Source organism: Paraburkholderia sp. J12, assembly GCF_905220215.1.
Classification (GTDB): domain Bacteria; phylum Pseudomonadota; class Gammaproteobacteria; order Burkholderiales; family Burkholderiaceae; genus Paraburkholderia.
This window is the reverse complement of sequence record NZ_CAJMZC010000022.1, coordinates 62,428-74,092: the sequence shown is the minus strand read 5'-3', so window position 1 is coordinate 74,092 and position 11,665 is coordinate 62,428. Positions and strand designations below refer to the sequence as shown.

The window sequence follows — 11,665 nt, the reverse complement described above, 5'->3', positions numbered from 1 at the left end:
GTTCCCGGGCGGCGCGCTGGTGGGCGACGACGCGGGTTTCCTGAACGCCTCGCGCATCAAGGGCAGCCACGCGGCGATCAAGACCGGCATGCTGGCCGCCGATGCGGCCTTCGAAGCGGTGCAGGCGGGGCGCCAGCAGGACGAACTCACGGCTTACCCGGAAGGGTTCAGGAACTCGTGGCTGCACGAGGAGCTGTACAAGGCGCGCAACTTCAAGCAGTGGATGAGCAAGGGCCTGGTGCTGGGCACGCTGATGGTGGGCATCGAGCAGAAGCTGTTCAGGGGCAACGTGCCGTGGACGCTGCATCACCAGCACCAGGACCACGAGATGCTCAAGCCGGCTTCGCAGTGCAAGCCGATCGTATATCCGAAGCCCGACGGCAAGCTCACGTTCGACCGGCTCTCTTCGGTGTTCGTTTCCAATACGAACCACGAGGAGAACCAGCCCGCGCACCTGACGCTGAAAGATGCGAGCGTGCCGGTGGACGTGAACCTGCGCACCTATGCGGGTCCGGAGGGGCGCTTCTGCCCGGCGGCGGTGTACGAGTTCGTGAAGAACGACGACGGCAGCGACCGGCTGCAGATCAACGCGCAGAACTGCGTGCACTGCAAGACCTGCGATATCAAGGATCCGACGCAGAACATCGTGTGGGTCACGCCCGAAGGCGGCGGCGGACCGAACTATCCGAACATGTAAGCCAGGAACGCACAAACAAAAAACCGCTTCGAACGAAGCGGTTTTTCTTTTGTTGCTCGCGCAACCGTCTTGCGCCCTCGATTTGGCTGCCGGGAACGCCGGGCTCTTGCGCGCAGACCGGTCAGCTGTCGCTGGCCGCAATCTTCGGCGTGCCCACCACCACGTCGCCGCATTGCGCGCGATGGCGCAGCGCATGGTCGATCAGCACGAGCGCGAGCATGGCCTCGGCGATCGGGGTCGCGCGGATGCCCACGCACGGATCGTGGCGGCCAAACGTCTCGACCGTCGCCGGCGTGCCGGCCTTGTCGATCGAGCGGCGCGGCGTGCGGATGCTCGACGTCGGCTTGATGGCGATCGACACCGTGATGTCCTGCCCCGTCGAAATGCCGCCGAGCACGCCGCCCGCGTGGTTGCCGTGGAAGCCGTTCGGCGTGAGTTCGTCGCCGTGCACCGAACCGCGCTGCGCGATGCTCGCAAAGCCCGCCCCGATCTCGACGCCCTTCACCGCGTTGATGCCCATCATGGCGTGCGCGATGTCCGCGTCGAGCCGGTCGAACAGCGGCTCGCCCCAGCCCACGGGCACGCCCGACGCCACCACGTTGATGCGCGCGCCGATCGAGTCGCCGTCCTTGCGCAACGCGTCCATGTAGGCCTCGAGTTGCGGCACGATCTCAGCGTTCGGCGCGAAGAACGGGTTAGCGGGCACGTGCTGCCAGTCCACGAACGGCACGTCGATCTCGCCAAGCGCTGCCATGTAACCGCGCACCTCCACGCCAAAGCGCTCGCGCAGCCACTTCTTCGCCACGGCGCCGGCCGCGACGGTAGGCGCCGTGAGGCGCGCCGACGAGCGGCCGCCGCCGCGATAGTCGCGGATGCCGTACTTCTGCCAGTAGGTGTAGTCGGCGTGGCCCGGGCGGAAGGTCTCGACGATGTTGCCGTAGTCCTTGCTGCGCTGGTCGGTGTTGCGGATCAGGAGCGCGATGGGCGTGCCGGTGGTCGTGCCTTCGAACACGCCCGAGAGGATCTCGACCTTGTCCTCTTCCTGGCGTTGCGTGACGTGGCGCGACGTGCCGGGACGACGGCGGTCCAGATCGTGCTGGATGTCGGCTTCCGTGAGCGCCATGCCGGGCGGACAGCCGTCGATGACGCAGCCGATGGCCGGCCCGTGGGATTCGCCGAAGGTGGTGACGGTGAAAAGCGTACCGAGCGTGTTGCCGGACATGGCGGTCGTCCAAAGTGAATCGGGTAATCCTCTATTATGCCAGTCCATGCGGCGGGCCGCCCGGCAGCCCCGGCCCGCTTCAGCGCCGCGTGCCGCGCAGTGCGGCAACGGCGGCCTGCAGCCCGTCGAGCGTCGCCTCGCCGGGCGCGAACGGCTCGCCCACGACCAGCGTCAGCCGGCTCGTCAGTCCGCGTCGCCGGTCCTGCGGCTGCTCCGAGTCCGCTTCGCGCGAGAACATGCTGCCCCACAGCCCGCGCAGCGCCATCGGCACGACGGCCACGGGCGAGCGCCGCAGGATCTCGGTCACGCCGTGGCGAAACGGATTGATGTCGCCGGTGCGCGTGAGCTTGCCCTCCGGAAAGATGCAGACGAGATCGCCCTCGGCCAGCGCCGCGGCACAGGCGTCGTAGGCCGCATCGAGCATGGCGGGGTCTTCGTGCGCGGGAGCGATGGGAATCGCCTTCGCGTGACGAAACACCCAGCCGAAGAGCGGATGCCGGAAGATGCGGTAATCCATCACGAAGCGGATCGGCCTGGGGCTTTCGGCCATGATGACGATCGCATCGACATAACTCACGTGATTGCAGACCAGCACGGCCGGCCCTTCGGACGGAATGCGCCCGACGTTCAGCAGTTTGATCCGGTACACGGTGCGCACGAGCACCCAGGCGAGAAAGCGCAGCAGGAACTCCGGCACGAGCGCATAGATGTAGCCCGCCACCACGATGTTGAGCAGCGCGGTCGTGAGGAAGATGCCCGGAATGCCCACGCCCGCCTTGCTGAGCGCCATGGCCATCAGCGCGGAGACGATCATGAAGAACGAGTTGAGAATGTTGTTCGCGGCGATGATGCGCGCGCGATGGCTCGGCTCGCTGCGGCTCTGGATCAGCGCATAAAGCGGCACACTGTAGAAGCCGCCGAACATCGCGAGCAGGAACAGGTCGGCCAGCACGCGCCAGTGCTCGCCCACGCGCAGGAACTCGCCGACCGTGAGCAGATGCGAAGCGGCGGGCACGGCATGGCTGGCAAAGAACAGGTCGATGCCGAACACGCTCATGCCGATCGAGCCGAGCGGCACGAGCCCGATCTCGATGCGCCGCCGCGAGAGCCGCTCGCACAGCAGCGAGCCGATGCCGATGCCGAGCGAGAACATGGCGAGCAGCACGGTGACGACGTCGGGATCGGCGGACAGCACGTCCTTCGCGAAGTTGAAGAACGAGGCGAGGAAGGTCGCGCCCACGAACCAGAGCCACGAGATGCCGAGCAGACTCAGAAATACCGTGCGGTTGCCGCGGGCGAGGCGCAGGTTGCGCCAGGTTTCGGAAAACGGATTCCAGTTGATGGCGAGGCCCGGCTGCGAAGGCGCGCAAGGCGGCACGAACGTCGAAGCCACGCGCCCGACGAGCGCCACGGTAATGCAGATGCCGCCCAGCCACACGGCTCCGGCCGGGGCGCCACCATTCTGCGCGACGCCATTCAGCGCGACGCCAGCGGCAGCGGTATCGGTCGCGCCGAGGCCGGCCGCAACGCCGCCCAATATCGTCCCCACGAGAATCGCAACGAAAGTGCCCATCTCCACGAGCCCGTTGCCGCCGACGAGTTCATCGGCGCGCAGTTTCTGCGGCAGATAAGCGTACTTGACCGGTCCGAACACGGTCGAGTGCACGCCCATGAGGAACGTGCAGGCATAGAGCAGCATCACGCTGTGCAGCCAGAAACCCGTGGCGCCGATCAGCATCACCGCGATCTCGAAGGTCTTGACCCAGCGCATGAGCGTGGCCTTGTCGTACTTGTCGGCGACCTGGCCCGAGGTGGCGGAAAAAAGCACGAACGGCGCGATGAAGATCGCCGAGATAAGAAACGCAACGGTCTTCGGATCGACGCCGGAAAACCGCGCGGCCTGGTACGTGACGAGCGACGTGAAGCCGATCTTGAACACGTTGTCGTTCATCGCGCCGAGAAATTGCGTCCAGAAAAACGGCGCGAAGCGGCGCTCGCGCAGCAGCGCGAACTGCGAATGCGGAGCGTGGCCGTCATGTTCGCGCGAAGCGTCTTCTACGGCGGGGATCGGGCGATCGTTCATCGAGAGAAATGAAATCGGGCAGACAGCGCGAAAAAACGGCGAAGCCAGACGCGAAAAAGCGCGCCTGTAGCGCGCTTTCTCATGCTGGAAGACGGACGGCTCAACGCGCCGGCTGACGGTCCTCTTCGGGCCAGTCGCGAATATAGGCCTTCAGCAAGCGGTTTTCGAAACCCTGCGCTTCCACCACGGCCTTCGCGACGTCGTAGAACGAGATCACGCCCATCAGCGCGCGGCTCTCCATCACCGGCAGATAACGCACGTGATGCTCGAGCATCATGCGGCGCACTTCGTTGACGTCGGTTTCGGGCGTGCAGGTGATGGGGTGGTCGTCCATGACCTTGCGGATCGTCGAGGTGCCGACGCTGCCGCCGTTCTTGCGCAGCGTCAGAATGACTTCGCGAAACGTCAGCATGCCGGCGAGGTCGCCGTATTCCATCACGACGAGCGAGCCGATGTCGTGTTCGGCCATGGTATTGACGGCGTCCTGCAGTGCCGTGTCGGGCGTGACGGTGAAGAGCACGTTGCCCTTGACCTTGAGAATGTCGCTCACGCGCATGATGTGTCTCCTGAAATACCGCATATATAGGGGAGATGCTGGAAAGATGCCTACCTGTTTTCGATCCTAGCGGAAAGGGCACCAAAAAGAAAGCAACCCGGGGAGCGCAACCAGGGAAAGTAGGGATCAAGTCCCGCCGCGGGCCGAAAAGCCGCGCGGCACGGCCATCCGGCACGAAAAACGCCCTCGCAGGGCGCCGGGCGCCGCTCTCCTGTCGGGCCGGATCGGGCGGCCGGGCGCGCGGGCGCTTTCGCGGGCGGCAGGCGCTGTTATACGATTGCCGCACTCCAGACATGACGCCGGTTCGGCACCGGCGCCGCCGCCACCATGCCAGACACCCGATTCGACACGCTCGCGCTGCACGCCGGCGCGGCCCCCGACCCCGCCACCGGCGCCCGCGCGACACCGATCTACCAGACCACCTCGTTCAGCTTCCGCGACACCGACCACGCCGCCGCCCTCTTCAACATGGAGCGCGCCGGCCACGTCTATTCGCGCATCTCGAACCCCACGGTGGCCGTCTTCGAAGAGCGCGTCGCGGCGCTCGAGGGCGGCGCGGGTGCGATCGGCACCGCGAGCGGCCAGGCGGCGCTGCATCTGGCCGTCGCGACGCTGATGGGCGCGGGCTCGCATATCGTCGCCTCGGCGGCGCTCTACGGCGGCTCGCACAACCTGCTGCACTACACGCTGCAGCGCTTCGGCATCGAAACGACCTTCGTGAAGCCGGGCGACCTCGACGCCTGGCGCGCCGCGCTGCGGCCCAACACGCGCCTTCTGTTCGGCGAAACGCTCGGCAATCCGGGGCTCGACGTGCTCGATATCGCCGCCGTCGCGCAGATCGCGCACGACCACAAGGTGCCGCTCCTCGTCGATTCGACCTTTACGACGCCCTGGCTGCTGCGCCCGTTCGATCACGGTGCGGACTTCGTCTATCACTCGGCGACCAAATTCCTGGGCGGCCACGGCACGACCATCGGCGGCGTGCTTGTGGACGGCGGCACGTTCGACTTCGAGGCGTCGGGGCGCTTTCCCGAATTCACGGAACCTTACGCGGGCTTTCACGGCATGGTTTTCGCCGAAGAGAGCACCGTGGCGCCCTTCCTGCTGCGTGCGCGCCGCGAAGGCCTGCGCGACTTCGGCGCGTGCCTGCATCCGCAGGCCGCCTGGCAGTTGCTGCAAGGCATCGAAACACTGCCGCTGCGCATGGAGCGGCATATCGCGAATACGCGGCGCGTGGTGGCATATCTGGTGGCCAACGAAGCCGTGGAGTCGGTCGCCTATCCCGAACTGCCCGACCATCCCGATCACGCGCTCGCCAAACGCCTCCTGCCGCGCGGCGCCGGCGCCGTGTTCAGCTTCAACCTCAAGGGCGGCCGCGAGGCCGGCAAGCGTTTCATCGAGTCGCTCACGCTGTTCTCGCATCTCGCGAACGTGGGCGACGCGCGCTCGCTCGTGATCCACCCCGCCTCCACCACGCATTTCCGCATGGACGCGGCTGCGCTCGCCGCCGCCGGCATCGCGGAAGGGACGATCCGGCTGTCGATCGGCCTCGAAGATCCCGACGATCTCATCGACGATCTCAAGCGCGCCCTGAAGGCGTCGCAGAAGGCCTTCGCCCCCGGTCAAAAGGCAGCCGGCAAGGAGGCGTCATGATCGTCGAGGTGCAAGGCAAGGCGGCCTACGCCTATACCGGCGGCCGGCCGTTCGATCCGGCGCTTCCCGTCGCCGTATTCGTGCACGGCGCGGAGCACGATCACAGCGTGTGGGGCCTGCAGTCGCGCTACTTCGCGCACCACGGCTTCAGCGTGCTCGCCGTCGATCTGCCCGGCCACATGCGCAGCGCGGGCCCCGCGCTCGCGAGCATCGGCGCGCTGGCCGACTGGCTCGCCGCGCTCCTCGACGCGCTGCACGTGCAAGAGGCCTTCGTCGCCGGACACAGCATGGGCTCGCTTGTCGCACTCGAATTCGCGGCGCGCCATCCGGCGCGCGCGCGGCGCATCGCGCTGCTTGCCACGGCTTTCCCGATGGCGGTCTCGCCGGCGCTGCTCGAAGCCGCGCGGGAACGCGAACCGGAAGCGATCGCGATGGTGAACCAGTGGTCACATTCGACGCTCGCGGCCAAGCCGTCGAGCCCCGGGCCCGGCTTCTGGCTGCGCGGCACGAACCAGCGGCTCATGGAGCGGGTTTCGGCGCGCGGCGCCCCGCAGCTTTTCCACACCGATTTCGCGGCGTGCAACGACTACACGGACGGCCTCGCGAGCGCGGCGAAGGTACGCTGCTCCGTGCGGCTCGTGGTGGGCCAGCGCGATGCGATGACGCCGCCGCGCGCCGCCCGCGCGATCGCCGACGCGCTGGGCGCAGCGGGGGTGCGGGTGGATACGGTGACGCTCGAGGCCGGCCACGCGCTGATGACCGAACAGCCGGACGCGACGCTCGACGCGCTGTACGCATTCGCCAAAGAGCGCTAGCGCCGCTGCCGAGGCGGCGAGCCCCCCTTCAGCGGCGCCGCGCGCCCCGGTTGCGCCGCCTCGAGGATCGCCGGAGAATGGGGTTGTCCACGGACCCGCGCAAGGCGTCCGGACAGCGCGCGAAGCTGTCTACTGCGCATGGGCGCGCAAAAAGGGGGAGACAATGAACCATACCACCCACACCGAGCACTTCGCGAACTTCGCGGAGTTCTACCCGTTCTACCTGAGCGAGCATGCGAACCGCACGTCGCGGCGGCTGCATTTCATCGGGTCGCTGGGCGTGATCGGCTGTATCGCCATGGCCATTGCCACCGGCGACTGGCTCTGGCTGCCGGCGGCCATCGTCTGCGGCTATGGGTTCGCCTGGATCGGCCATTTCGCGTTTGAAAAGAACCGGCCCGCCACGTTCCGCCATCCCCTCTATAGCCTGATGGGCGACTGGGTGATGTTCTCCGATATTTGCCGCGGGAAGATTTCGCTCTAGATTTCGCTCTGGCCGCGCGAGCCTTCAACGGGCCGCCGCCCTTTCCCGCATCCCGGGCCTCACGCCGGCAGATGCGGTAACGGCGCGTGCGAGTGCCCGGCTTCCTCGGCGGCGGCCGCATGGGCGCGCCGCGCGGCCAGCAGCGTGGCCAGCGAGACCGAAAGCTTGTCGTTGTCGAGCGCGTTGAGCAGCGTATCCGCATCGAGCCCGCTCGACTTCAGCTGCAACTGATACGCAAGCTCCTTGCGGTCGATCACGAAGCGTCCGAACAGGTTCGCCACCGTGATCCGCGCCGGATTCGCAACCAGCAAAAAACGCGGCTTCACGCCGTCGTTTTCGAGGCGCGCGACCAGCTCATCGTCTTCCATGTCGTTCGTGAGGCGCGTGACGGTCGCGAGATCGCGCCTGAGCATCTGCGCCAGCTCTTCCGCCGTCAAACCGGGCTGCCCCGCCTCGCGCGCCTCGGCCAGCCGCGCGAGCAGTTCGAGCGCATCGAGCAGGTCGCTGCCCGGAAAACGCGGCCGGTCGAAGCGCCCCGTGCGGATCTCCGGCAACGCCGAGGTGATCATCGCGCCCACGAGCGTGATGATCCAGCTCAGATACATCCACAGCAGGAACATCGGCGCCGCCGCAAACGCGCCGTACACGGCGGTATAGGTAGGAATGCGCCGCACGTAGTAGCCAAAGCCGCGCTTGGCCAGCTCGAAGGCAATCGCCGCGGCAATCCCGCCCACCACGGCGTCGCGCCATTGCACGCGGCAGTTCGGCAGGTACACGTAGAGCATCGTGAACGCGAGCGCGGTGAGCGGCAGCGTGGCGCCCGCCAGCGCCCAGTCGAACACCATCGAAACATGCTGCTCCGTGGCGAGCGCGAGCGAGCGCGTAAACAAGTACGACGAGATCGACAGGCTCACGCCGATCAGGATCGGCCCGAGCGTAAGGATCGCCCAGTACACCAGCACGCGCTGCGCGAAGGGGCGCGGCTTGCGCACGCGCCAGATCACGTTGAACGAGGATTCGACGGTCATCATCGTCATCACCGAGGTGACGAACAGCACGATCATGCCCATCGTCGTGAGACCCTTGGCCTTCGACGCGAACTGGTTCAGATACTTGAAGATCTGGCTGTTGATCTGCGCCGGCATCAGGTGATCGGCGAGAAAGCCCTGCAGCGAATTCTGGAACGAAGCGAAGATCGGAAAGGCGGTGAAGAGTGCGAACGCCACTGTCGCGAGCGGCACGAGCGAGAGCATCGTAGTGAACGTGAGACTGCCCGCGACCTGCGGGATGCGGTCTTCGCGGCTGCGCCTCGCGGCGAAGCGCGCAAGACGCCTGACCCCATCCAGATCGAAACGAACCCTCGACAACACGTCCATCAGCCTGCCTACCTCAAAAAAACGTCGGAAAAAACGTCAAACACAGTGTCAAACACAGCGTGAAGCGATGCGCCGCGTGAACCCGCAGGCGCGGCCGACCCAACCCCTATAATATCCCGTCCACCGACGAGGCCCGATGAAACCCATTCTTGTGCTCTATTACAGCCGGCACGGCGCGACGCTCGAACTCGCGCGCGCCATTGCCCAGGGCATCGACAGCGTCCCCGGCGCCGAGGCACGCGTGCGCACCGTGCCGGCGGTCTCGACCGTCTGCGAGGCCACCCAGCCCGATATTCCCGACGACGGCCCGCCCTACGCCGAGCCGCGCGACCTCGAAGAATGCGCGGGCCTCGCGCTCGGCTCGCCCACGCGCTTCGGCAACATGGCCGCGCCGCTCAAATACTTTCTCGACGGCACCACGCCGCAGTGGCTCTCGGGCGCGCTCGCGGGCAAGCCCGCCTGCGTGTTCACCTCCACGGGCAGCCTGCACGGCGGCCAGGAAAGCACCCTGCTCTCGATGATGCTGCCGCTCCTGCATCACGGCATGCTGCTCGTGGGCATCCCCTATACCGAAACCGCGCTCACCACGACACAAGGCGGCGGCACGCCCTACGGCGCCTCGCATCACGCGCGCGCGGACGGCCGCGGCCATGGCCTCGTCGCCGAAGAAAAGGCGCTGGCGTTCGCGCTGGGCGCGCGGCTCGCGCGCACGGCACTCGCGCTGACCGGGCGGCCGTGAACGCGCCCCGGCCGGCTGCGCCGCAGCCTGTCACCGGCAATCGCGCCGCCGCGCTCGGCGCCTTCGTCACGCTCGCCGCGCTCGCGCTCTTCTGCCTCGCCTGGGAATGGCGGCTCGCGCCGCTGCGGCCCGGCGGCAGTGCGCTCGTGCTCAAGGCGCTGCCGCTCGCGATCGCACTGCCGGGCGTGCTGCGTCGCCGCATCTATACGCTGCAATGGGCGTCGATGCTCGTGCTGCTGTATTTCGCCGAAGGCATCGTGCGCGGCATGAGCGATCCGGCGCCGGAAAACCGGCTGGGCTGGATCGAAGTCGCCCTCGCGCTCGGTTTTTTTGCCTGCGCGCTCGCCTATGTCGCGCCGTTCAAGCGTGCGGCGCGGCGTGCAAAACGCGAAGCGGCCTGAAGCGATCCACAGCGCCTCAAAACGCATCGGCATGGCACCCGCCTGCCCGCCGGCGCCCCGCTTGCCAGCACACCGTGTCACACTGATCCCTCTGCCCAACCGAGTGTTGCCGGGCCCGCGACTCGCGCGCCGCCCCGCGCCCGCGGACCGCCCCCAATGATCATGAGCCAGGCCCAACCCGATACCCTTCCCGATACCCACGCCGCCTTCCTCGCCGCCTGCGCCGAAGCCATCGGCACGCAGCACGTGCTCACCGATGCGCACGACACCGCTGCTTATACGGCCGACTGGCGCAAGCGCTACCAGGGTGCCGCGCGCGCCGTGCTCTGCCCGGCCGACACCGCCGAGGTGGCCGCCATCGTGAAGCTCGCGCACGCCCACCGCGTCGCGCTCGTGCCGCAAGGCGGCAACACCGGCCTCGCCGGCGGCGCGACGCCCGACGCTTCGGGCGAACAAGCCGTGCTGAGTCTGCGCCGCCTGAACCGCGTGCGCGAAATCGATGCGCACAACAACACGATCACGGTGGAAGCCGGCGTGATCCTCGCCGAAGTCCAGGCGCGCGCCGCCGAAGCGGGGCGTCTCTTCCCGCTCTCGCTCGCGGCCGAGGGCAGCTGCACCATCGGCGGCAATCTCTCGACCAACGCGGGCGGCACCGCCGTCCTGCGCTACGGCAACACGCGCGAGCTCTGCCTCGGCCTCGAAGTCGTCACGCCGCAAGGCGAAGTCTGGGACGGGCTGCGCGGACTGCGCAAGGACAATACGGGTTACGACCTGCGCGACCTCTTCATCGGCGCGGAGGGCACGCTCGGCGTGATCACGGCCGCGGTCATGAAACTGCATCCGCAGCCGGCCGCGCGCGTCACCGCGCTTGCGGCGCTCGGCTCGGCGCATGCTGCGCTCGATTTCCTCGCGCTCGCGCAGCGCTATGCAGGACCGCTCCTCACCGGCTTCGAACTGATGTCGGACTTCTGCATGCAGCTCGTCGGCCGGCATTTCCCGCAGCTGCGCTATCCGTTCCAGACGCGTCACGCGCAAGTCGTGCTGCTCGAACTCTCGGACAACGAGAGCGAAGCACACGCGCGCGCGCTCTTCGAGCGTCTCATGGAAGCGGCGCTCGACGAAGGACTGGTGGAAGACGCCGTGGTGGCCGAAAACCTCGCGCAGTCGCAGGCGTTCTGGAATATCCGCGAGCACATTCCGCTCGCGCAGGCGCAGGAAGGGTTGAACGTGAAGCACGATATCGGCGTGCCGATCTCGCGCATCGGCCACTTCATCGAGGAAACCGACGCCGAAATCGCCCGTACCGTGCCGGGTGCGCGCATGGTGACCTTCGGCCATCTGGGCGACGGCAATCTGCACTACAACGTGCAGGCGCCCGAGGGCGGCGACCCGAAACGTTTCCTCGCAGATAACGAGCCAACCTTGAACCGTATCGTGTACGACAGCGTGCATCGCCATCGCGGCACGATCAGCGCGGAGCACGGCATCGGGCAATTGAAGGTGGACGAAGCGGCCCACTACAAGAGCGCCGTCGAGCTCAAGCTGATGCACGCGATCAAAGCCGCGCTCGATCCGCTGAATGTGATGAATCCGGGCAAGGTGCTGCGCTGACGCGCCCACCGGGATCGACAGGAGACCC

At 67.2% G+C, this 11,665-nt stretch carries 11 protein-coding genes; 7 read left to right on the top strand and 4 right to left on the bottom strand.

Annotated elements, in window-relative coordinates; genetic code table 11:
- A partial coding sequence (locus U5760_RS29640; protein ID WP_322015554.1) for an electron transfer flavoprotein-ubiquinone oxidoreductase occupies positions 1–697 on the top strand: 697 nt, incomplete at its 5' end.
- 121 nt (positions 698–818) lie between these two features.
- On the opposite strand, the gene aroC is transcribed toward U5760_RS29640, so the two are convergent.
- The 3 genes from aroC to U5760_RS29625 all read right to left on the bottom strand — a co-directional run bounded on the left by aroC (position 819) and on the right by U5760_RS29625 (position 4,558).
- Entirely contained in the window at positions 819–1,919 is a 1,101-nt protein-coding gene (gene aroC / locus U5760_RS29635; protein ID WP_322015874.1) for a chorismate synthase, read from the bottom strand.
- A gap of 79 nt (positions 1,920–1,998) precedes the next feature.
- Positions 1,999–4,002: an MFS transporter gene (locus U5760_RS29630; RefSeq protein WP_322015873.1), complete on the bottom strand. Its 2,004-nt coding sequence runs from the start codon at positions 4,000–4,002 to the stop codon at positions 1,999–2,001.
- A 100-nt stretch (positions 4,003–4,102) separates the two neighbouring features.
- Positions 4,103–4,558 carry a CBS domain-containing protein gene (locus tag U5760_RS29625; protein ID WP_322015872.1) on the bottom strand — a complete coding sequence of 152 codons (456 nt, stop codon included), beginning with the start codon at positions 4,556–4,558 and terminating at the stop codon, positions 4,103–4,105.
- A gap of 327 nt (positions 4,559–4,885) precedes the next feature.
- Between U5760_RS29625 and U5760_RS29620 the strand changes: the two genes are divergently transcribed.
- The 3 genes from U5760_RS29620 (at position 4,886) to U5760_RS29610 (ending at position 7,510) form a co-directional block, all read left to right on the top strand.
- Positions 4,886–6,211: an O-acetylhomoserine aminocarboxypropyltransferase gene (locus U5760_RS29620; RefSeq protein WP_322015871.1), complete on the top strand. Its 1,326-nt coding sequence runs from the start codon at positions 4,886–4,888 to the stop codon at positions 6,209–6,211.
- Complete coding sequence (locus U5760_RS29615) at positions 6,208–7,026, top strand: alpha/beta hydrolase (protein WP_322015870.1); 819 nt, start codon at positions 6,208–6,210, stop codon at positions 7,024–7,026. Before U5760_RS29620 ends, U5760_RS29615 begins: the two co-directional genes overlap by 4 nt.
- 163 nt (positions 7,027–7,189) lie before the next feature.
- On the top strand, positions 7,190–7,510 hold the full coding sequence (locus tag U5760_RS29610; protein ID WP_322015869.1) for an Mpo1-like protein: 321 nt from the start codon (positions 7,190–7,192) through the stop codon (positions 7,508–7,510).
- Positions 7,511–7,569: 59 nt separating this feature from the next.
- On the opposite strand, the gene U5760_RS29605 is transcribed toward U5760_RS29610, so the two are convergent.
- The gene (locus U5760_RS29605; RefSeq protein ID WP_322015868.1) at positions 7,570–8,886 is read right to left on the bottom strand and encodes a YihY family inner membrane protein; all 1,317 of its coding nucleotides are present in this window, start codon (positions 8,884–8,886) and stop codon (positions 7,570–7,572) included.
- A 136-nt stretch (positions 8,887–9,022) separates the two neighbouring features.
- On the opposite strand from U5760_RS29605, the gene wrbA reads away from it, so the two are divergent.
- From wrbA to U5760_RS29590, 3 genes are all read left to right on the top strand, one after another.
- On the top strand, positions 9,023–9,625 hold the full coding sequence (wrbA, locus tag U5760_RS29600) for an NAD(P)H:quinone oxidoreductase (RefSeq protein WP_322015867.1): 603 nt from the start codon (positions 9,023–9,025) through the stop codon (positions 9,623–9,625).
- Positions 9,622–10,026: a DUF2069 domain-containing protein gene (locus tag U5760_RS29595; RefSeq protein WP_322015866.1), complete on the top strand. Its 405-nt coding sequence runs from the start codon at positions 9,622–9,624 to the stop codon at positions 10,024–10,026. Before wrbA ends, U5760_RS29595 begins: the two co-directional genes overlap by 4 nt.
- A 162-nt stretch (positions 10,027–10,188) precedes the next feature.
- A complete protein-coding gene (locus U5760_RS29590; protein ID WP_322015865.1) occupies positions 10,189–11,637 on the top strand; it encodes an FAD-binding oxidoreductase in 1,449 nt (482 codons plus the stop codon).
- Positions 11,638–11,665 lie beyond the last annotated feature (28 nt).

Bases quoted from the DNA above. Each gene is read 5' to 3' on its own strand.
- U5760_RS29610 (WP_322015869.1), top strand. From the start codon at position 7,190: ATGAACCATACCACCCACACCGAGCACTTCGCGAACTTCGCGGAGTTC.
- U5760_RS29590 (WP_322015865.1), top strand. From the start codon at position 10,189: ATGAGCCAGGCCCAACCCGATACCCTTCCCGATACCCACGCCGCCTTC.
- wrbA (WP_322015867.1), top strand. From the start codon at position 9,023: ATGAAACCCATTCTTGTGCTCTATTACAGCCGGCACGGCGCGACGCTC.
- aroC (WP_322015874.1), bottom strand. From the start codon at position 1,919: ATGTCCGGCAACACGCTCGGTACGCTTTTCACCGTCACCACCTTCGGC.
- U5760_RS29620 (WP_322015871.1), top strand. From the start codon at position 4,886: ATGCCAGACACCCGATTCGACACGCTCGCGCTGCACGCCGGCGCGGCC.
- U5760_RS29605 (WP_322015868.1), bottom strand. From the start codon at position 8,886: ATGGACGTGTTGTCGAGGGTTCGTTTCGATCTGGATGGGGTCAGGCGT.
- U5760_RS29630 (WP_322015873.1), bottom strand. From the start codon at position 4,002: ATGAACGATCGCCCGATCCCCGCCGTAGAAGACGCTTCGCGCGAACAT.
- U5760_RS29615 (WP_322015870.1), top strand. From the start codon at position 6,208: ATGATCGTCGAGGTGCAAGGCAAGGCGGCCTACGCCTATACCGGCGGC.
- U5760_RS29625 (WP_322015872.1), bottom strand. From the start codon at position 4,558: ATGCGCGTGAGCGACATTCTCAAGGTCAAGGGCAACGTGCTCTTCACC.